This window comes from Canibacter zhoujuaniae (assembly GCF_011752015.1).
In the GTDB taxonomy this organism is placed as follows: Bacteria; Actinomycetota; Actinomycetes; order Actinomycetales; family Microbacteriaceae; genus Canibacter; species Canibacter zhoujuaniae.
In genome coordinates, this window is record NZ_JAAIKA010000003.1 from 28,109 (window position 1) to 47,441 (window position 19,333).

A 19,333-nucleotide genomic window follows, 5' to 3' on the forward strand; every position below is an offset into this window, starting at 1 on the left:
TAAACCTCTGTCGCAGCTTGTTAGTCGTCGGTGAGCGAGTGCAGCACTACCACCTGCTCACGCTCAGGGCCGACACCAATCGCACTAAAACGCGCACCGCTCATTTCCTCGAGCGCACGAATATACTTCTGCGCGTTCTCTGGGAGATCCTCAAAAGTGCGGGCGGCTGAGATATCTTCCGTCCAGCCGTCAAATTCTTCATAGATAGGCTTCGCGTGGTGGAAGTCGCTCTGGTTTACCGGCATTTCGTCATATCGCACACCGTTCACATCATATGCGACACACACCGGAATCTTTTCCAACCCGGAAAGCACATCTAACTTCGTTAAAACAAAATCTGTCACGCCGTTGATTCGCGCAGCATAGCGCGCAATCGGTGCGTCATACCAACCGCAGCGGCGGGGCCGCCCGGTGGTGGTGCCAAACTCGTGACCTTTTTCAGCCAGGTATGCACCGTTCTCGTCAAAAAGTTCTGTCGGGAAGGGCCCTGCACCAACTCGCGTGGTGTATGCCTTAATCACCGAGATGACCCGGGTCAGATGCTGCGGGCCGATGCCCGAACCGGTGATAAGACCACCGGTTGTCGCGTTTGATGAGGTCACAAACGGGTATGTGCCGTGATCGATGTCGAGCATGGTTGCCTGCCCTGCCTCATACAGCACAGTTTTATTGTCTTCCAGTGCCTGGTGCAGCAGCAGCGAAGTGTCGCACACCATCGGCTCAAGCATCTCTCGATAGCTCAAAAGGTCTGCAATAACCTCGTCTGCCTCAATTGCACGGCGGTTATAGATTTTGACCAGCACCTGGTTCTTAAACTCGAGCGCAGCCTCAACCTTTTGACGCAGAATGCTTTCGTCAAAAATATCTTGGATTCTGATGCCGACGCGGTTGATTTTATCGGCGTAAGTGGGGCCAATACCGCGCCCGGTGGTGCCAATCTGTCGCTTTCCGAGAAAGCGTTCTGTAACCTTGTCGAGTGTGCGGTGATACGCGGTTATCACGTGTGCGTTAGCGCTCACCTTCAGACGCGACACATCAACCCCGCGGCTCGATAGCGCGTCGAGCTCCTGCTTTAGCACCCCAAGATCAATAACCACGCCATTAGCTATCACCGGCACAACACCGGGGGTTAAAATGCCAGATGGCAGCAGATGCAGGGCATACTTTTCATCGCCGATAACAACCGTATGACCGGCGTTGTTACCGCCGTTGAATTTAACTACGTAATCGACCTTGCTGCCGAGCAGGTCGGTAGCACGACCCTTACCTTCGTCACCCCATTGGGCGCCGGAAATCAACAGAGCAGGCATCTGGGCGCGCTCCTTTCGCTATGCCGCGTCAGCGGCGGTTAAGAGAGGGTATCCCTGTTCTTTTAATGCAGCCTCGATTGCAGCTATCGCGGCTGAATCTGAGTCCTCCAATAGTTTAACAAGGCGCGCAGGCTCACCCTGTTCGCTAATTTTTGCTGCGGATCGCGCTAGCGCATAAAAAGCCAACAGCACTCCGCGGTTTGGCTCGTGCCGCCACGGCACCTGTCGCACACCACCCCAGCCGTTCTTCCGCAAGGCATCAAGGCCGCGGTGGTAGCCAATTCGCGAGTAGGCGTAGGCGTTCAAGTCGTCGCCGGCCACTGCGGCAAGGTTCGCAAGCTCCGCCCACGCTAAGGAGGATTCTGGATGCTGCTGCACCACCTTAGCGACAGCACTCAAGCGTGCCGCATCGTCGCCTGTGACAGCCGCGAGCGCGTCACGCACTTCTGGCTCGTCTGGGAGCAGGGTTGGCTCGGGCGCGAGTAGGTTTTCAACCATGTTTACGACCCCTTAGCGGAAGTTCACGAACTGTAGGGCAACCTCAACATCTGCTTCTTTCAGCAGGGCGATAGTTGCCTGCAGGTCGTCCCGGCTCTTTGAAGAAACACGCAGCTCGTCACCCTGAATTTGGCTTTTCACGCTCTTCGGCCCCTCATCGCGAATGAGCTTGTTCAGCTCTTTCGCGGTCTTCTGGTCGATCCCCTCTTTTAGCTTTGCTTCGATCCGGTATTCCTTACCGCTCGCGTATGGCTCTCCTGCGTCGAGACACTTTAGTGAGAGGCCGCGCTTCACAAACTTTGACTGCAGCACATCAAGCGCTGCGAGGGCGCGTTCTTCGCTGTTTGCCTTCACTAAAATCTGCTCTTTGCTGAGCGTTATTTCAGCCCCAACACCCTTAAAGTCATAACGCTGCTCAAGCTCTTTGCGCGCTTGGTTGGTCGCGTTTTCGACCTCCATATGGTCGATCTTGCTTACTACGTCAAATGATGAATCAGCCATGCTAACAACTCTAGTCGAGCGAAACTGCGGGTGTCTTGAAGTTATTCAGGGTGCGGATCACACGGTGCAATTCGCCCACTTTCCGTTTCGCGAAAACCGCTTTAATTCTGGGCAGATCCGGCACATCCATGTCTTTGATTTCCAGCGGATGGGCAGCGGTGCGCTGAAACTGGCCGCTCTCAAGCAGAGGCCCAAACTGCTCATTCAATTGTGTTATTTCTGCTTCTGTTGGGTCGTTACGCAGCCGGAATACAAGGGTGTTATCGATCCAGCGAATCGAGTGATAGTTGCGCCAGAATGTTGTAATTTCGGTGATTGCCGCATCTACCGATTCGGTGATTAACACGCGATCGAGATCACCTTTTGTTATCAAGCCGCCTGCTTCAAGCTCCTCGGTTACATACTTCTGCAGCCCGTGCCAGAAGGTGCCGCCCGGTCGATCGAGCAGCACTATTGGCGCAGGAATCATCTTGCCGGTTTGCTGCAGGGTGAGCAGCTCGAAAGTTTCGTCGAGGGTGCCAAAGCCACCGGGCAGGCACACGAATCCGCGCGACTCTTTCACAAGCATCAACTTGCGGGTAAAAAAGTATTTCATCGCGACGTGCTGATTGCCGTTCGCATGCACTTCGCTCGGCTCCTCTTCAAAGGGCAGGCGGATCGAAACACCCAGCGCCTTCTGCGGCCCAGCTCCGCGTGCGGCGGCTTCCATAATTCCGGGGCCTGCGCCGGTCACCGACATCCAACCCAAATCTGCCATGCGACGCGCCACCGTTTCCGCCTGCTCGGCTGTTGGGTCGTCGAGCGCGGTGCGGGCAGATCCGAAAATACTAACCTTGGGCACCTCAGCAAAGCGCTCAAAAATGTTGAAGGCTGCGCGCATCTCTTGCAGCGCTGCAGCAGATATTTTCATATTCAGGCGGCTGGCCGGATCCGTCCCGAGCCCGAGGGAAGTTTCCACTAATTGCCGCACCAAGTTCTCGTTTTGCTGCACCCCGGCGGTTTGCAGCAACTGGTCAATGAGCTGCTGCAGCTCAACTGTTTGCGTCATAGATTACAGCCTATTGCACATCTATATCGGCTTCCCGAAACGCCGCTTTGGGCGCGGTAGTTATTGTCTAGCTGTGCCACAAACAAAACAGCCCGATTCGCGCGAACCGGGCTGTTAAACACCTTTACTGTGTCGGCTTAGTAGTAGTGACCGTGCCTGTAATCCCAACTATTGAAGCACTCTGCGAGATTTTCGAGGATCTGCGGCAGATACACACCCTTACGAATCAGAATCGGAGCTGGGGTAACATCCCGCTCACCGTGCTGCTCAGGCACGAGGTTGCCATCGTCATCAACAAACGACACCATCACGCCCTGCTCGTAACGGGTTTCTGGGGTTGCGTCTGGCTGGATCGATGCAACGTAGTCATTGCCCTCGATAATCAGGTCAACACCGTTTTCGATCCGCTCACCGATCCCCTCAACAAGACCGCGGTTGCCCTGCCCTGAAGGGTTTGCTGAGCTTGCGAAAGACAGCGCGTTGCTCTTCGCCCAGCGCTCAGCAACAATCTGCTCGCCTGGGGTGCCAAAGCGGATGACAAAGCAGCTGGTGCCGCGCACATCCGTCATTAACTCAGCAGCGCCCTCCGGGATGTACTTCTGCTTAGCTTCTTCTTTCCACGGCAGAATGCAGCCCATCAACACATCCTGATCCCAGTGCATCTGGTAAAACTTTTCAATCTCCGGAGTCATCTCAGCAAGCTCTTTGAGCTGTTCCATCGAGCCGCACAGCACCACACCAGGCTTGTTGCGCTTTCTGTTTTTAACATCAAACTTGCGTTCCAGACCCGCCAGGTCTGTTGTCATAATGATGTAACCAACCTTGGTTGGGCTGACAATAATTTTGCCGCCCTCATCGAGCAGATCTACTGCTTCCTGAACCAGTTCACCATTCCACGTCACACGCGCAGTGCTCACAGATGCTCCTTGAATTAAATCGGTATAACTACTAAATCTTAGCAACGGCAGTTGCGCAACTAGTGCGCACCGCTAACGCTGCACCAAGAACCTCATGATTAACTCTGCTGCCGGCAATTGTTTCACGTGAAACAATTAGCAGCGCTGTCACGCAAAGTGATCAGTCAAGCAGGAGTGCGGGCTCCTCAATAACCGAGGCGACATCGGCAATAAAGCGCGACACAACATCACCGTCAACAACGCGATGGTCGAAGGAGCCCGCCACGGTTGTCACCATGCGCGGCAGAATCTCACCGTTCACAACCCACGGCTTTTCTTTGATCGTGCCCATGGCAACGATCGCAACCTCCCCCGGGTTCAGGATAGGCGTGCCGGTATCCATTCCGAAAACGCCGATGTTGGTAACCGTGATCGTGCCATTAGCCATTTCCTCAGGCGTGGTGCGACCCTCGCGCGCAGTCAGCGTTAGCTTTTCGATTTCCTTCGCCAGATTGAGCATCGACAGATCCTGCGCTTCTTTGATGTTGGGCACAAGGAGCCCGCGTGGCGTTGCAGCAGCGATCCCCAAATTCACAAAATTGTGAACGATAATCTCTTCATCTGTCCAGGTTGAGTTCACCATTGGGTTGCGGCGCACCGCCCAAATAATTGCTTTCGCCATCACCAGTAGGGGCGACACTTTCACTCCGGCAAAATCAGGTGATGCTTTCAAACGTTTGACATACTCCATCGTGCGCGTCGCATCTATTTCAGTAAAAACGCTCACATGCGGAGCGCTGAAGGCGCTTGCAGTCATTGCATTCGCTATCGTTTTCCGCACACCCTTGACCGGAATCCGCTCTTCACGAGAGCTCGCCGCTTCGGGCGTATCCAGGTTGCGGAACACGCTCGCCTGCGAGGCGTGACGCACAACATCGTCGCGCAAAACTTCGCCGCCGATCCCCGAGCCGCGCACACTAGCAAGATCAACGCCCAAGTCTTTCGCGAGTTTACGGATCGGTGGTTTCACCAAAACGGGTGATGAATCTGCAACCGACGGTTTCGCGCCAAGCAGCGGCTCTCCCCCGCTCCTGCGCCGACTGCGCGCAGGCACCTGGCTCCCGTAACCAACGAGCACGGCCTGCTTCTCTTCGTTCACACCTGCGCTAACATCTGCAACAGCCTCAGCGATCTCTGCATCCTCGTCGCTAACGGGTGCGTTCTCCCCTGTCGCCGCAGCAGCAACCCCGTCGTCAACCTTCAGAAGCGGTGCGCCAACAGGCACTGTGTCACCTACCTGGGCTATCAGCTCTGTGACCGTGCCCACAAACGGGCTCGGCAGCTCTACCAGGCTCTTTGCGGTCTCAATCTCGCAGATGGTTTGATTCAGTTCTACTGTGTCGCCCACCTTAATCAGCCAGGTCACGAGGTCGGCCTCGGTGAGACCCTCACCAACATCTGGGAGGTTAAATACCTTTTCGCTCATCGTGCATAGCCTTTCTTAGTAGTGCATTGTGCGGTCGACAGCCTCAAGCACACGGTCTGCATCTGGCAGGTAGAGCCCCTCAAGCATCGCCGGCGGAAACGGCGTATCGTAACCGCTCACTCGCAAGACTGGCGCCTGAAGAGTATAGAAACAGCGTTCAGTAATGGTTGCGGCTAGTTCGCTACCGAGGCTGACGTTCCCCGGGGCCTCCTGCGCGATCACAACCCGGCCGGTTTTTCGCACAGAGGTAAACAGCGGTTCATAATCAACCGGTGACAGGCCGCGCACGTCGAGCACCTCACAAGATGTGCCCTCTGTTTCTGCAATCTGCGCCGCCTGCAAGAGAGTTGAAGTCATCGCACCCCACCCGATAAGGGTTACGTCACTGCCAGCGCGGGCAACACGGCTCTCATAGAGCCCAGCGGCTGGCTTCTCAAAATCGACTTCACCCTTCATCCAGTATTTCGCCTTCGGCTCTAAGAAAATTACCGGATCGGGTGATTCGATCGCCTGCCTGAGCATCCAATATGCATCATTCGGATTTGCTGGCGCAACCACGCGCAAGCCTGCCGTGTGCGCAAAATAGCTTTCAACGCTCTCCTGATGGTGTTCAACGGCGCCAATATGCCCACCATAGGGGATGCGGATCACAACCGGTAGGGTGATTGCGCCCTGCGTGCGGCTGCGGTATTTCGCCAATTGGCTGACGATCTGGTTAAAGGCGGGGTAAACAAAACCGTCAAACTGGATCTCCACCACGGGCCTGTAGCCCGCCATTGCAAGCCCGATAGCGCTGCCAACGATACCCGCCTCAGCAAGCGGGGTATCCAGCACCCGCGCACTGCCAAAGCGGCTCATCAGCTTATCGGTGACGCGAAAAACACCGCCGAGTTTGCCAATATCCTCACCCATTAAAAGCACGCTGCTGTCAGCTTCCATCGCATCAGCTAGCGCCTGATTCAAGGCGTGCGCAAGGGCTTTCGTCTCTACACTCATTCTGCGCTCTCCTCAAACGATGCCTCATATGCCGCCATCCAAGCGCGCTGCTCGTCAATCAGCGGATGATTCTCAGCGTAAACATGGGCGAACATTGAATCGGGGTGCCCCTTTTCGATGCTCAAAAGTGCCTCCCGCACGCGGTGTGCCTCAGAGGCAGCTGTGTCATCAACCGACGCGAAAAACTCGTCCGTCACTCCCTGCGAGCGCAGATAGTGCGCCAGGCGGTTGATGGGGTCGCTCTCCTGCCAGTGTTTCAGCTCTTCTGCATCGCGGTAGCGGGTTGGATCATCGCTCGTGGTGTGCGCGCCGATCCGATAAGTGAGGGCCTCAATATAGCGCGGGCCGCCACCATTTTTTGCATCGTCTAGGAATGTTTTTGCAACCGCGTATGCTGCCAGCGGATCATTCCCGTCGATCTGCACAGCCGGAATTCCAAAGCCGAGCGCCCGGCGATACAGCGGGGTGCGTGACTGCCTAGACACGGGCACCGAAATTGCCCATCTGTTGTTTTGCACAATAAACAGGGTTGGTGTCTGGTAACTCGCCGCAAAGATAAGCGCTTCGTTGGTATCTCCCTGGCTGGTGGTGCCGTCGCCGTAGAACACCATCGTCGCTTTCCCGGTTGCGGTGCCAGGCTCGCCCGGATCCATGGTGTTAACTCCGGCTGCCTGTTTTGCATCCAGCAGCTGTGCTAGCGAATGACCAACCGCGTGCTGCGCCTGCGCACCCAACACCAGGGTGTAAATGTGTGTGTTGCCGTTCTTCGGATCTTTCGGATCCCAGCCGCTGTTGTGTGCGCCGCGGAATAGTTTTCCAACATCAACAAGATCCACCCCGCGCACCCGCGCGACGGTGTGCTCGCGGTAGGCGGGGAAAATATAGTCGTCTGTGTCTGCCGCATTAGCAAACCCAACCTGGCAACCCTCCTGGCCAACGCTCGGCACCCAGAGCGCCATATGCCCCTGCCGCTGCAGGTTTGTGCACTCACGGTCAAAGGCGCGAGTAACAACCATATCGGAATACCAGGCTTTCAGCTCTTCTGCTGTAATCTCTGCGAGCGCGGCCGCAAACGGTGCAGCGGAGTCGCTCGGATCCCAGTTGCCCGCAGCATCTAAGAAGCGCACAGGCGCAGGATCGTCACCGCCCTTTAGCCCGCTGAGCCCGGTGGCAAGATCAAAGCTCGCTTGGGGGTCTGTGTTAGTCATCCTTACCCTCTCCAGCGTGCTGTGCTAGGTAGTCTTTGAGCGCGTTAAGCACCGCGTCAACGCTCTCTGCTTCGCCGACGGTGATGCGCACACCCCGCCCTGGAATGTGTCGCACCAGAATATCAGCCTGCCGGAAGCTTTCGGCCAGCTTAGCTCCGGGGTCTCCAAACACTTTCGGGCCAACACGAGAGATCTCAACGTTTGACAGCCAAATAAAATTGCCCTGCGCATCTGGTGGGTTAAAGCCGAGTGCTCGCACCCCATCAAGCAGCGCCTCACGGCGGTTTACAATTAGCTGCACCCTGCCCCGCATCTGGGTTTGTGCTTCGTCGCTGAGGGCTGCGATACCCGCCACCTCAGCAACCGTTGAAACTGACAGCGGTATTGCGGTCGCAGCAGCAGCCCGCCAAATGCCCGCGTCTGCAAAACCGTAGCCGAGCCGCAGCCCGGCAATGCCCTGTGCTTTAGCGAAGGTGCGCAAAACAACTAGGTTTGGGAAGGCAGCAAGGTGTTTCATGCCGTCTACTGCGTCTGCTTTTCTGACGAATTCGGCGTATGCCTCGTCTAGCACCACCAGCACGTGCTCGGGCACGGCGGCCATAAATTCTAGAAACTCGGTTTCTGTTATCACCGGGCCTGTCGGGTTGTTCGGCGAGCATAAAATAACTGCGCGTGTATTCGCGTTAATGCTGCGGCTCATTGCCGGGAGGTTGAGGCGTGCGTCTGCGGTGAGTGGCACTCCAAACTGGGCGGCGCCTGAGGCGAGGCCGAGCAGTGGGTATGCCTCAAAGCTTGGTTCGGCGCAGATGTAGTTATCGCCCGGCCCGGCTACCGCATGAATAAGCTGGTAGAGAATCGCGACCGATCCAGCCCCAAATTGAATCTGGTCACCAGCGACAGCAAACTTGGCTGCAAGTTTGTCGCGCAACTCTGGCAGTTGCGGATTTGCGTAGCGGTTAAAAGTATCTGTTTCTTGCACAGCTTTGAGGATCGCTGGCAGCGGCTGCCACGGGCTTTCGTTGCTTGACAGTTTAAAACCCGCGCGCTTAAGCCCCGCACCCTGCCGATAGGCGGGAAAACTCGCGACTTCCGGCCGAAACCGCACCTTGAGGCTGTCATTATTCATTCTCATTATTGTAGTCGTCGCGTATTCCGAAACCGTGATAATTCACCCAGCGCAGCCGCGGCCGCACGGCCACGCTTTACCGGCTTCTGCAAGAGGTTTGAGTGTGCCTAAGCAAATAGGGAACAATAGATTTAGAAACCTGCATCCAGCTCGGAGGAACCGATGTCACTTTTGCCACCTCAGCCCATCAGCCCGCTCGACGGCCGCTATCGCAAGCCTGTTAATGAGCTCGGAGACTATCTAAGCGAAGCCGGGCTCAACCGGGCGCGTGTGCACATCGAGGTTGAGTGGATCGCGCATCTCACTAAGCGCTCAATGTTCGGCTCTAAACCGCTGTCTGACGCGCAACTTACAGAGCTTCGTGACTGGGCAGCAAACTTTGGCGAGACAGAAATTGCCCGCCTTGCAGAGATTGAGGCAACCACTCAGCATGATGTGAAGGCGGTTGAGTATCTTGTGCGTGAGCAGCTCACACGTCAGGGTCTCGATAGCATCGCTGAACTCACCCACATCTGCTGCACTAGCGAAGATATCAACAATCTGTCTTACGCTCTCACAGTGAAAAACGCTGTTGAAAAAGTGTGGCGCCCAAAACTTGCGGCGGTAATTGCAGAACTTACTTCGCAGGCAAAGAAATATCAGGATCTAGCAATGATGAGCCGCACACACGGCCAGCCTGCGACACCAACAACTCTGGGCAAAGAGCTTGCGGTGTTCGTGCACCGCTTACAGCGTCAGCTGCGGCAGATAGATGCAATTGAGTATCTCGGCAAATTCAGTGGCGCAACAGGCACCTTTGCGGCGCACATTAGCGCTGATCCGCAAGCAAATTGGCAGAAGATCGGGCAGAGCTTCGTTGAGAGCCTGGGATTAACTTTTAACCCGCTCACAACCCAGATTGAGTCACACGACTGGCAAGCAGAGCTGTACGACCGTGTTGTGCACGCAAACCGGATCCTGCACAACCTCGCAACAGACATCTGGAGCTACATTTCAATCGGATACTTCCGCCAAATACCGGTGGCGGGCGCAACCGGGTCATCAACCATGCCGCACAAGGTCAACCCGATCCGCTTCGAAAATGCTGAAGCAAACCTAGAGCTCTCAAACGCTGTGCTTGGCTCTCTCGCCGAGACCCTGGTGACCAGTCGCTGGCAGCGCGATCTGACAGACTCCTCAGCACAGCGCAATATCGGAGTCGGTTTCGGGCACTCCGTGCTCGCCCTCGACAATGTGCTGCGCGGGCTCAATCAGATTGATGCGGCAGCTGACACTATCGCAGCAGATTTGGATGCAAACTGGGAGGTGCTTGCTGAGGCGATCCAGACCGTGATTCGCGCTGAGGTCACCGCCGGCCGCTCTGAAATCACCGATCCGTACGCGGCTCTTAAGGAGTTGACGCGCGGGCGTCGTATCGGGCAGGCTGAACTCCAGGAGTTCGTCAGCGGTCTAGACATCGGCGAAGAGGCGAAAGAGCGACTGCTGCAGCTTACGCCAGCTGCCTACACGGGTATCGCTAGCACCCTGGTCGATCTAATTTAGTCGTGGTGGCCCGAGCCCTCGTTGCGGTGCATCTCTTCGAGGGCTTTGCGGGCAAGCTCATCTTCAGCGTTTGGCTTCGCAGACAGCCCAAGCAGTGCGACAACCATTAGGGTCACTATAAATGTGGCGATAAACGTCACCGGCACAAGCATGCGGAAATCTTTTGTTGCCATAGCAACAACAGCCGAGGCAAACACGGCAATAATCGCGGAGAAAACGAGTAGCTCAACCGGTTTTAGGCGGTCGCGCTTGCTCGGTTCGACCGGCTGCTGTTGCTTAGACATTAAAAATTCTCCCGTTTTGCTTTAAGCAGTTTCGTTAACAGTCTCTAACTCACTGTGTTTGATTGTGATACAGGCCTAACTGCGCGTTACTTGACGTTTCGCCCGTGGTCAAATGCGGCAATCATGCCGAAAATACCTATAACAACAGTGTACGCCCCAAACAGACCGATTGCTGCAATCGCATCGGCACGTACCAAAAACACCGCCAGTGTTGCAAGCAGAGTGAACACTGTCGCAACACGCAGTTCTTTTACCGGGGTCGCTGCATCTTTAAGCAGCGCAAGCACACGCACCACAGTCATACCGGCCAGCCAGATTAATAGCCCCGTGGTAACTGACACAACGGTGCCACCAAGAATTAGCAGGGTCAGAGCGGCCACCAGGTCTACCGCGATGCTTAAGCCGATAAGGGCAAACCCACCCGCTTTCGCACGGCGGTTTAGCATCAGCTGCCCGGCCCGCGCAAGAGAGAAGATAATAAAAGAGCCAAGCAGCAGCACAACATCAAAAGCTAGGTTGTTGTGCAACTGTGCTGTGAAGAGCACCACCAATGCAGCGGTGATATAGGCGGCAGAAATGGTCGTCTGCCCGAGGTTGATTTTGCCGCGGGTTTCATGCTTAATTTTTGATGATGCAGTCAATCTCTCTCCACACTATTCTGCGCAAACCGTCAAGCTATCCTACCGCTCGGGGCTGTGAGCGCAAGAGCGATGTTTCACGTGAAACATTAGCGGTTTAAGCATCGCACACAGCATTAAGCCATATCACGGAAGCGTGAATACATTCCCTGGAACGCAACTGTAATCGTGCCTGTTGGGCCGTTGCGCTGCTTTGCCAGTATGAGATCTGCCTCGCCCGCTCTTGGATTATCCGGCTCTGAAGAGGTATCGCGATGCAACAGAATTACCATGTCGGCATCCTGCTCGAGGGAGCCTGACTCGCGCAGGTCGCTCATCGCCGGCATCTTGTCTGCGCGCTGCTCTGAGGCACGGTTCAGCTGCGAGAGCGCCACAACCGGCACATCAAGCTCTTTTGCAAGCAGCTTCAGCGAGCGTGAGAACTCACTCACCTCCTGCTGCCGACTCTCGACGCGCTGCCCGCTGCTCAACAATTGCAGATAATCGATCACAACCATGCCGAGGTTATTGCGCTCTTTTAAGCGGCGGCATTTTGCGCGCACTTCCACCAGTGTCATATTTGGTGAGTCGTCGATAAAAAGTGGTGCCTCGTTAATTTTTGCCTGCGTCTGCGCGAGGCGGCTCCAGTTGTCATCGTCAAGGTCACCCCGTGTAAGCACCCCCATAGGGATGCTCGACTCTGCCGCAATAAGACGGGTTGCGATCTCTGTGCGAGTCATTTCAAGAGAGAAGAACACAGTTGTTGTGTTGCTCTTGATGGCGGCGGCACGGGCAACATCTAACGCCAGAGTTGACTTACCCATCGCTGGTCGCGCAGCGATAATAATCATCTGCCCACCGCGAAAACCGTTTGTTTTTTCGTCTAGCTCACGAAACCCTGTGCTCACGCCGCGCAGCCCGTCGGGCATGCTTTGCGCTTTCGCAATCTCGTTAACAGCGTCAGTCACCGCCTCATTCAGCGGCACGTAGTCTGCGCTCTTATCGTCACCCATGACGTTAAAGACTTCTTGCTCAGCCTGACTGACAAGATCTTTTGCGTCTCCCTGACCGCGATAGCCCATCTCAGTGATGCGCGAGCCAGCGGTAACCAGACGGCGCAGAAGAGCCTTTTCAACGACAATCTGCGCATAAGACTCGACGGCTGCGGTGCGCGGTGGCACCGATGTGAGCGACTGAATGTAATCTTCCCCGCCCGCACGCTGCAGATCACCTTTTTTATGCAGCATCGCCGGCACACTGACCGGATCGACCGCCTCGCCGAGTGAGTAGAGACTGAGGATCGTATCGAACAGCACCTCATGCTTGCCGACAAAAAAATCACTGCCGCGTAAAATTCCGGTGACTGTTGCCAATGCGTCACCCGACAGCAGCATTGAGCCGAGCACGGCCTGTTCGGCTCGCATATCGTACGGTGGCATGGTGATTGGGCCACCAGCTTGGTTTGGGGTTGGATCAGACTGCCAGGCATCTGCAGCTGGCAGCTCCCAATTGCTCGCGTCACTCATGCGGTTCTCCAAATCGAATAAGCAGCCTGTGAATAAGTACTACCAAGGAGACTACCTCAGGGGTGTATGAGTTTATCCCTGCTTTATCGTAATGCGCCGTTGAAAACGGGGCAATTCACAATTTTCAAGCTGTGGATAACTCTGTTAATAACAGGCGCAAAACGCCGTAAAGTTATCCACATTAATGTTGAGAAATTGTGAATACTGTCTTGTAGTAAATAATTTTTATCCCTCTGACCAGGCATTTATATAAACTTCTAAAGAAATTTATATCAACCTTAAGCCTTAACTTTAGACTTGCATTTTTTATGTGCGTGTGGAAAATTTACAGCACCGGCGCACACATGCGTGAATTTCCCAAAAACGTAAAAATGTCAGCAAATCACGCTCCCTGAGGTTTTCCACATAGAGCGCAGAGCCTGTGGAAAACTTTGCCTGTGCGCACTTTCTCGGGAAAGCGAATCGTAAATCTCCAAATTTTAAACCACCGCAGCCTTTAAAATTTGACCTCACAGAATCCGCTCTAACGCACTTTCGATGCCCTCCTGATGTAATCCGATCATTGTGAGTCACAAACCCGCCTTAAACGCCGTTTATCGTAAAACCACTCACCGAAATAACAAAAACCCGCCTCAAGATGTGAGTATCACACCTTAAGGCGGGTCAAATTTGCAGTAGTCCGGTCTCGCTATTTACGAGACAAGAAACCTACTTCGCTGAGATAACCTGCAGAGTGACGTTAGCGTCAACACCGTCGTGCAGATGAATAACAGCCTTGTGGTCGCCGGTTGACTTAATTGACGGAACGGTGATCTTCCGCTTATCAACCTCGCCGATACCAGCTTCAGCAACCGCATCAGCTACATTAGCCGGACGGATTGAGCCGAAGAGACGGCCACCTGTGCCGGTCTTAACGTAAATGCGAATCTTCTCTGCTTCAAGCTTCTGCTTCAGCGCTTCTGCTTCTTCAACTGAAGCAATCGCGCGTGCTTCACGAGCCTTGCGCAGCTGGTCAACCTGTGCCTGGCCACCGCGGGTCCAGTTCACAGCAAAACCCTGTGGAACGAGATAGTTGCGTGCGTAGCCGTTCTTTACCTCTACTACATCGCCTGCTGATCCGAGGCCCTGCACCTCATTGGTAAGAATGATCTTAGCCATGATATTCCTCCTTAGCGGCCTGAGCCTGAGTAAGGAAGCAGAGCCATCTCGCGAGCATTCTTAATTGCCTTTGCGATGAGGCGCTGTTCCTGAACTGAAACACCGGTGATGCGGCGTGAACGAATCTTGCCACGCTCAGAGATGAACTTGCGCAGAGTAGCGACGTCCTTGTAGTCGATTACTCCAACGGTCTGCTTCTTAGCGGGTGCGATAGGCTTTGCTGCCTTACCGCGGCCCTTGCGACCTGCGCCGCTTGCCTTGCCTGCCATAATTTTTCCTTAAAGTTTAGAATCTACGAGCTGCCAAGCAGCCCGCGATGAATTTATCTCTCTAGTTTTGAACGAGCACTTTCACGAGCACTAGAAGGTGCCCGCTGCGCCCCACGGATCCTGGTTTGCTCCACCGGCTGCGGTGTCGCCACCGGCAGCACTGTTGCCAGCATCTGCCCACGGATCCTGCTGCGCACCACCAGCGTTACCCCACGGGGTCTGCTGCGCGGTATCGCCGCCTGCGGCACTGCCCCAAGCTGACTGTGCCTGCTGACCGTTAAACCCGCCCTGCGAGCTGCCAAAGCCACCCTGGCCGCGTGCAGCACTGCGAGTAACCTGCGCAGTTGCAAACCGCAACTCAGGTCCGATTGCATCTACGTTCAGGTCGAGGCTGGTGCGCTGCTGCCCCTGGTTGTCGGTGTAGCTGCGCTGGGAAAGCTGCCCCTGCACAATAACTCGGGTGCCCTTGGTTAGGGTGCTGGCGATATTCTCAGCCAGCGTGCCAAATGCACGGCAACCCAACCAGAGCGCTTCACCGTCAACCCATTTCCCGGTATTGCGGTCTCTGGTTTGTGGGGTTGATGCAATACGGAAGGTAACCCACGGATTGCCTGACTGCGAAGTGCGCAACTCAGGGTCGGCCACTAGGTTGCCGACGACAGTGATAATTGGCTCGTTCATTTGTTATGCGCCTGCTTTTGCAGCGCGAGCGGCCTTTGCCTGCTCACGGCGGTTTGCTTCAGCCTTCTGCGCAATTAGTTCGTCTGTGCGCAACACCTTGGTGCGCATCACAGACTCTGAAAGATTCAACTGACGATCAAGCTCAGCGGTTGCTGCAGGGGTTGCGTTGAAGTTAGCTACAACGTAAATACCCTCAGACTGCTTCTTGATCTCGTATGCGAGACGACGCTTACCCCAGTAATCAACGTCCACAATCTCGCCACCGTCTGCGGTAACTACAGAAAGGAACTTCTCGATTGATGGCTGCACAGTGCGCTCATCGGTGCGGGGATCGAGAATCACCATTAGTTCATATGGATGCACTATTGACCCACCTCCTTCGGACTCTACGGCCACGGGATTTCCGTGACAGGAGGGCAAAATGTGCCTTATTGCCAGTTCAGACAGAACAGGCAACCTTATTACTCTATCAGGTTGTGCGCGCTGAAATAAATCTGGTTTTTAAACTGCGCTCGCTAACGCAGTTTTGCCTGCTCTGGCTCGTTCCACCACGCAAGGAGACGGCGGGTTGCTTCCTCTTCACCCAGAGCGCCCTCCTCAAGCCGAATTTCAAGCAGATACCTATACGCAGCGCCCACCGCACGACCCGGTTTAATTTCTAACAGCTGCATTATCTGCTCACCGTCCAAATCGGGGCGGATCGCCGCAAGCTCCTCCGCTTCGGCTAACTCTGCAATGCGGCGCTCAATCTCGTCATAGGCTGCCGCCAAGCGACGTGCCTTTTTCTGGTTGCGTGTTGTGACATCAGCGCGGGTCAGAATATGCAGCTGTTCCAGCTGCTCTCCCGCATCCCGCACGTAGCGTCGCACGGCTGAGTCTGTCCATGCGCCCTCGCTGTATCCGAAAAATCGCATGTGCAGCTCGATCAAACGAGCAACCTGCTTCACCGTGTCATTATCGAAACGCAGCTCTTTCAACCGTTTTTTAGCGAGTTTCGCGCCCACAACGTCGTGGTTATAAAACGTCACTGCGCCACGCTCAAAGCGTCGCGTGGCCGGTTTTCCAATATCGTGTAAAAGCGCGGCGATCCTTAAGGGCACATCGACCGCCTCAAACCGCACCCGCTCTAGGGCAATCGCCTGCTCAAGCACTGTCAAGCTGTGTTCGTACACATCTTTATGTCGTTTGTGCTCATCCTGCGCCAACTGCAGCGCCGGCAGCTCGGGCAGAAACAGCTCCATCAGACCGGCAGCTACTAAGATACGCAAGCCCCGGATGGGCTGGTCACAGGAAATAAGCTTCACAAACTCATCACGGATCCGCTCCGCTGAAATAATTTCTAGTCGATGCGCATACTCCGCGAGCGCGGCGGTAACACGGTCGGCGAGATTAAATTTAAGCTGCGCCGCAAACCGTGCCGCACGCAGCATGCGCAGTGGATCATCTGTGAATGACTGATCGGGCGTGCTTGGGGTGTCGAGCACTCCCTCCATGAGGTGCGTAATGCCGTTCGCAACGTCAACGATGCGCCGCTCGGGGAGCATAAACGCGAGGGCGTTTACGGTGAAGTCGCGGCGCACGAGATCATCTTCAATCGTGTCGCCAAAAGTAACCTCTGGTTTGCGCGAATCATCACGGTATATTTCAGCGCGATAGGTTGTAATCTCAACGGTTTCACCCGCAACGCGCGCAGCAATTGTGCCGTATTCACGCCCTACATCCCAGGTTTTGCTGGCCACTGCGGCAACAATTTCACGCGTTTTATCCGGCAGCGCGTTGGTTGTGAAGTCAAGGTCGGTAACCGGCCTGCCAAGCATTGCGTCACGCACTGGGCCACCCACTAGTGCCAGTTCGTATCCCGCTTTAGAAAAGGCGTCAGCCAGAAGCTGCACCGGTTCAGAGTCGGCAATCTGGTGCAGTTCGAACATGGCTTCAGCAATTGGACGCATGAGTTCTAGGTTACCGCGCTCAGGTTTCCTAAAAGTGCTGCTCGCGTAGAATACGAAACATGATTAGGTGGGTGCGGGGTGGTAGCGCTCTGCGTTTTAGTGCAGCCCTTGCGGCCTTTTGTCTCGCATTTACTGCGCTCACTCCCGCCGCTAACGCAACTGTTTTCACGTCTGAGAGCGATATTAAAACATCAAATCTGGTGTTAGAAATCGCGCACCGCACCGCACAGCCGCAGAACACAGACGATGATCTGCGCTTGGATCTGCGGGTTAGCAACACCGGTTCAGCTTTTCAGCAGCCGAGCAGCGTTGAGCTTTTTCTTGAAACAGGTGAGCGCGCATCTCGTGCTGCGCTGACAGCCGCTCTGCCCGCAGAGTTTACTAATGGTGAGCCAATCCCGGAAGGGTATCTCCCGCTGGGTTCACACAGCATTGCGGAGTTGCGGGAGGGTGCTCACCTCACCACACAGCTTGAAATCGACAACAGTGTTTTTCATGCAGCTTTAAGCGAGGGCACCCACAGGCGACCGACTGTGTATCGTTTGGTTGCGCGGCTCACCGCACACGATGGCACAGTCACAGTGGCAACACACCCGCTGCTTATTGCACCTCACTCAGCAGATATACCTAATACAGCAGAGGCACCTAATACAACTGCAACTCCCGCCGCAGAAGAGGTAGCAGCCGGCGAGGGGGAGCAAACAGTGGGGGAGGCGCCCAATTTAAGCATTGTTGTGCCAATTATCTACCCCAGCAATATTGCGACCCTCCCAACAGAAGACGATCTCGCATTAGTTTTTGAACCGAGCGCGCCCCTGCCGCAGCTGTTAACCACCGCAGAGCAATTGGGTGCAACGTTAGCGGTGGATCCTCGAATTTTTGTGGGCATTCGAGCACTCGGTGCAGCAGCTCCAGCAGCGGCAACGGAGTTTCTGACACGCCTCGAAAACACCGCACTGGAAACATATATTCTGCCCTGGGGAGACACCGATTTAGCAGCACAGCAGCTGTTACAGCTCGCCTCTCCGCTAACGGCGACGGGCGCTAGTTTCATAACTAAAGACGGGATTTTTCCTGGTTCGGCACCAACACTGGCGGAACTCGAAACCTGGGAGGCACCGCAGCTTGCCTGGTTTGCCGCAGGTAGCGCAAGCTCTGCTGCGGTCGGTTACGCAGCAACACACGGTTTTCCGCACATCCTTGCTGCCAGCAGTGACCTGCTAATGAGTGACACTGCGGTGCGCACGCAACTAAACACCGGCAGCGCCACCGCCTATGACGAAACACTCGCTGGTTATGCCGCCGCAGCAACCGCCGCAGCTGATTCTTTTGACCGCAACCTTGCGTTAACTGAGTTACTTGCAGGGCTCACTACGGCAGACGGCACCGATGAGCCGCTTGTGCTCACACTGGATCGCACGCAGCTAACAGACAATAATCGCGGTGTTGCGCTGCTCAAAACCCTGCTCACTGCTGGCTATCTGGACACGACCAACCTCGAAGCGCAAGTAAGCGGTGTCGGGCAATACACACACGATACAGCGGTCACTGACGACGAGTTAGAAAAACGCCTAGCGGCGCTAGATGAGGCGCTGCAGCGCGAAGCTGAAGTAACCGCTGGGAAGGAAGCGCTCCTTAACCCACAGCAGCTCGTAGACTATCAACGCGCGCGACTTCTTGCGCTTTTTGGCATGAAGCAGGTGGGCACAGAAACACCGTTTCTAACTCTTGCAAGCGGCTTTGCCGATCGCGATGAACTGCTTACACGCGGAGTCCATTTAGTTGCGGCGCCACAGCTACAGCTGTTTGGATCCTCAGCAAACGTGCCGGTGCAGGTGCGCAACAATCTGCCTTTTACAGCGCAGGTTACTGTGCGGGCGCACCCCACCTCAGCAGCTATCTCAATTGCTCCCGAAGACACAGAACATAAAGCTGTTACCGTTATGCCGGGGGAGACAGTCACCCTCACCGTGCCCATCTCAAGCAGAGTTTCAAGCGCCGACACCGGGCTTACAGTGCGCATCAGTGACACAACCGGAGAGCAGGGTCTCGGGCGCATAGTGATCCCAATCCGCCTCTCAACAAATGTCGAAATTATCGGTTTGAGCCTCGTGGGTGTTCTAGCCCTGGGGCTTATTACATTCGGTATCGTTCGCTCCGTCAGGCAACACCGTGCCGGTCTGCGCCGCACACTACGCCCGAATTGAAGTGTTGCAAACGCCTCAGACAGCTTATCCT

At 55.3% G+C, this 19,333-nt stretch carries 19 protein-coding genes; 2 read left to right on the top strand and 17 right to left on the bottom strand.

Annotation, left to right across the window (positions count from 1 at the left end; all coding sequences use genetic code 11):
• Positions 1 to 20 precede the first annotated feature (20 nt).
• The 9 genes from HCQ99_RS06490 to HCQ99_RS06530 form a co-directional block, all read right to left on the bottom strand.
• Positions 21 to 1,310 carry an adenylosuccinate synthase gene (locus HCQ99_RS06490; RefSeq protein WP_166987756.1) on the bottom strand — a complete coding sequence of 430 codons (1,290 nt, stop codon included), beginning with the start codon at positions 1,308 to 1,310 and terminating at the stop codon, positions 21 to 23.
• Between the two features lie 18 nt (positions 1,311 to 1,328).
• Positions 1,329 to 1,808, bottom strand: coding sequence for a DUF3151 domain-containing protein (locus tag HCQ99_RS06495; RefSeq protein WP_166987761.1), 480 nt, complete (start codon positions 1,806 to 1,808; stop codon positions 1,329 to 1,331).
• A 12-nt stretch (positions 1,809 to 1,820) separates the two neighbouring features.
• On the bottom strand, positions 1,821 to 2,309 hold the full coding sequence (locus tag HCQ99_RS06500; protein WP_166987764.1) for a YajQ family cyclic di-GMP-binding protein: 489 nt from the start codon (positions 2,307 to 2,309) through the stop codon (positions 1,821 to 1,823).
• 10 nt (positions 2,310 to 2,319) lie between these two features.
• Positions 2,320 to 3,357, bottom strand: a complete 1,038-nt coding sequence (locus HCQ99_RS06505; protein ID WP_166987767.1) for an LOG family protein — start codon at positions 3,355 to 3,357, stop codon at positions 2,320 to 2,322.
• A gap of 137 nt (positions 3,358 to 3,494) precedes the next feature.
• The gene (locus HCQ99_RS06510) at positions 3,495 to 4,274 is read right to left on the bottom strand and encodes an L-threonylcarbamoyladenylate synthase (protein ID WP_166987770.1); all 780 of its coding nucleotides are present in this window, start codon (positions 4,272 to 4,274) and stop codon (positions 3,495 to 3,497) included.
• Between the two features lie 160 nt (positions 4,275 to 4,434).
• Positions 4,435 to 5,739: a dihydrolipoamide acetyltransferase family protein gene (locus HCQ99_RS06515; RefSeq protein ID WP_166987773.1), complete on the bottom strand. Its 1,305-nt coding sequence runs from the start codon at positions 5,737 to 5,739 to the stop codon at positions 4,435 to 4,437.
• Between the two features lie 15 nt (positions 5,740 to 5,754).
• Positions 5,755 to 6,735 (bottom strand): alpha-ketoacid dehydrogenase subunit beta, encoded by a 981-nt coding sequence (locus HCQ99_RS06520; protein WP_166987776.1) that lies wholly within the window; start codon positions 6,733 to 6,735, stop codon positions 5,755 to 5,757.
• Positions 6,732 to 7,943, bottom strand: coding sequence for a thiamine pyrophosphate-dependent enzyme (locus HCQ99_RS06525; RefSeq protein ID WP_166987779.1), 1,212 nt, complete (start codon positions 7,941 to 7,943; stop codon positions 6,732 to 6,734). Before HCQ99_RS06525 ends, HCQ99_RS06520 begins: the two co-directional genes overlap by 4 nt.
• Positions 7,936 to 9,069 (bottom strand): aminotransferase class I/II-fold pyridoxal phosphate-dependent enzyme, encoded by a 1,134-nt coding sequence (locus tag HCQ99_RS06530; RefSeq protein ID WP_166987782.1) that lies wholly within the window; start codon positions 9,067 to 9,069, stop codon positions 7,936 to 7,938. The genes HCQ99_RS06525 and HCQ99_RS06530 overlap by 8 nt, the downstream gene beginning before the upstream one ends.
• A 162-nt stretch (positions 9,070 to 9,231) precedes the next feature.
• Between HCQ99_RS06530 and purB the strand changes: the two genes are divergently transcribed.
• On the top strand, positions 9,232 to 10,611 hold the full coding sequence (gene purB, locus HCQ99_RS06535; protein ID WP_166987785.1) for an adenylosuccinate lyase: 1,380 nt from the start codon (positions 9,232 to 9,234) through the stop codon (positions 10,609 to 10,611).
• Here purB and HCQ99_RS06540 read toward each other — a convergent pair.
• The 8 genes from HCQ99_RS06540 to HCQ99_RS06575 all read right to left on the bottom strand — a co-directional run bounded on the left by HCQ99_RS06540 (position 10,608) and on the right by HCQ99_RS06575 (position 17,095).
• On the bottom strand, positions 10,608 to 10,895 hold the full coding sequence (locus tag HCQ99_RS06540; RefSeq protein ID WP_166987788.1) for an ABC transporter ATP-binding protein: 288 nt from the start codon (positions 10,893 to 10,895) through the stop codon (positions 10,608 to 10,610). The genes purB and HCQ99_RS06540 overlap by 4 nt on opposite strands.
• A gap of 86 nt (positions 10,896 to 10,981) precedes the next feature.
• On the bottom strand, positions 10,982 to 11,536 hold the full coding sequence (locus HCQ99_RS06545) for a hypothetical protein (protein WP_166987791.1): 555 nt from the start codon (positions 11,534 to 11,536) through the stop codon (positions 10,982 to 10,984).
• 113 nt (positions 11,537 to 11,649) lie between these two features.
• Positions 11,650 to 12,951: a replicative DNA helicase gene (gene dnaB, locus HCQ99_RS06550; protein ID WP_243854816.1), complete on the bottom strand. Its 1,302-nt coding sequence runs from the start codon at positions 12,949 to 12,951 to the stop codon at positions 11,650 to 11,652.
• A gap of 795 nt (positions 12,952 to 13,746) precedes the next feature.
• A complete protein-coding gene (rplI, locus tag HCQ99_RS06555; RefSeq protein ID WP_166987794.1) occupies positions 13,747 to 14,196 on the bottom strand; it encodes a 50S ribosomal protein L9 in 450 nt (149 codons plus the stop codon).
• Positions 14,197 to 14,207: 11 nt separating this feature from the next.
• Positions 14,208 to 14,465, bottom strand: a complete 258-nt coding sequence (rpsR, locus tag HCQ99_RS06560) for a 30S ribosomal protein S18 (RefSeq protein ID WP_166987797.1) — start codon at positions 14,463 to 14,465, stop codon at positions 14,208 to 14,210.
• Positions 14,466 to 14,555: 90 nt separating this feature from the next.
• The gene (gene ssb, locus HCQ99_RS06565; RefSeq protein WP_166987800.1) at positions 14,556 to 15,146 is read right to left on the bottom strand and encodes a single-stranded DNA-binding protein; all 591 of its coding nucleotides are present in this window, start codon (positions 15,144 to 15,146) and stop codon (positions 14,556 to 14,558) included.
• 3 nt (positions 15,147 to 15,149) lie between these two features.
• The gene (rpsF, locus tag HCQ99_RS06570; RefSeq protein ID WP_243854814.1) at positions 15,150 to 15,509 is read right to left on the bottom strand and encodes a 30S ribosomal protein S6; all 360 of its coding nucleotides are present in this window, start codon (positions 15,507 to 15,509) and stop codon (positions 15,150 to 15,152) included.
• A gap of 152 nt (positions 15,510 to 15,661) precedes the next feature.
• Complete coding sequence (locus HCQ99_RS06575; protein WP_166987803.1) at positions 15,662 to 17,095, bottom strand: CCA tRNA nucleotidyltransferase; 1,434 nt, start codon at positions 17,093 to 17,095, stop codon at positions 15,662 to 15,664.
• A 59-nt stretch (positions 17,096 to 17,154) separates the two neighbouring features.
• On the opposite strand from HCQ99_RS06575, the gene HCQ99_RS06580 reads away from it, so the two are divergent.
• On the top strand, positions 17,155 to 19,302 hold the full coding sequence (locus HCQ99_RS06580; protein WP_166987806.1) for a DUF6049 family protein: 2,148 nt from the start codon (positions 17,155 to 17,157) through the stop codon (positions 19,300 to 19,302).
• The last annotated feature ends 31 nt before the right edge of the window (positions 19,303 to 19,333 follow it).

Excerpts from the sequence above, each read along its gene's own strand:
- HCQ99_RS06490 (WP_166987756.1), bottom strand. The coding sequence starts at position 1,310 with ATGCCTGCTCTGTTGATTTCCGGCGCCCAATGGGGTGACGAAGGTAAG.
- HCQ99_RS06495 (WP_166987761.1), bottom strand. The coding sequence starts at position 1,808 with ATGGTTGAAAACCTACTCGCGCCCGAGCCAACCCTGCTCCCAGACGAG.
- HCQ99_RS06500 (WP_166987764.1), bottom strand. The coding sequence starts at position 2,309 with ATGGCTGATTCATCATTTGACGTAGTAAGCAAGATCGACCATATGGAG.
- HCQ99_RS06505 (WP_166987767.1), bottom strand. The coding sequence starts at position 3,357 with ATGACGCAAACAGTTGAGCTGCAGCAGCTCATTGACCAGTTGCTGCAA.
- HCQ99_RS06515 (WP_166987773.1), bottom strand. The coding sequence starts at position 5,739 with ATGAGCGAAAAGGTATTTAACCTCCCAGATGTTGGTGAGGGTCTCACC.
- HCQ99_RS06520 (WP_166987776.1), bottom strand. The coding sequence starts at position 6,735 with ATGAGTGTAGAGACGAAAGCCCTTGCGCACGCCTTGAATCAGGCGCTA.
- HCQ99_RS06525 (WP_166987779.1), bottom strand. The coding sequence starts at position 7,943 with ATGACTAACACAGACCCCCAAGCGAGCTTTGATCTTGCCACCGGGCTC.
- HCQ99_RS06530 (WP_166987782.1), bottom strand. The coding sequence starts at position 9,069 with ATGAATAATGACAGCCTCAAGGTGCGGTTTCGGCCGGAAGTCGCGAGT.
- purB (WP_166987785.1), top strand. The coding sequence starts at position 9,232 with ATGTCACTTTTGCCACCTCAGCCCATCAGCCCGCTCGACGGCCGCTAT.
- HCQ99_RS06540 (WP_166987788.1), bottom strand. The coding sequence starts at position 10,895 with ATGTCTAAGCAACAGCAGCCGGTCGAACCGAGCAAGCGCGACCGCCTA.
- dnaB (WP_243854816.1), bottom strand. The coding sequence starts at position 12,951 with ATGCCACCGTACGATATGCGAGCCGAACAGGCCGTGCTCGGCTCAATG.
- rplI (WP_166987794.1), bottom strand. The coding sequence starts at position 14,196 with ATGGCTAAGATCATTCTTACCAATGAGGTGCAGGGCCTCGGATCAGCA.
- rpsR (WP_166987797.1), bottom strand. The coding sequence starts at position 14,465 with ATGGCAGGCAAGGCAAGCGGCGCAGGTCGCAAGGGCCGCGGTAAGGCA.
- ssb (WP_166987800.1), bottom strand. The coding sequence starts at position 15,146 with ATGAACGAGCCAATTATCACTGTCGTCGGCAACCTAGTGGCCGACCCT.
- HCQ99_RS06575 (WP_166987803.1), bottom strand. The coding sequence starts at position 17,095 with ATGCGTCCAATTGCTGAAGCCATGTTCGAACTGCACCAGATTGCCGAC.
- HCQ99_RS06580 (WP_166987806.1), top strand. The coding sequence starts at position 17,155 with ATGATTAGGTGGGTGCGGGGTGGTAGCGCTCTGCGTTTTAGTGCAGCC.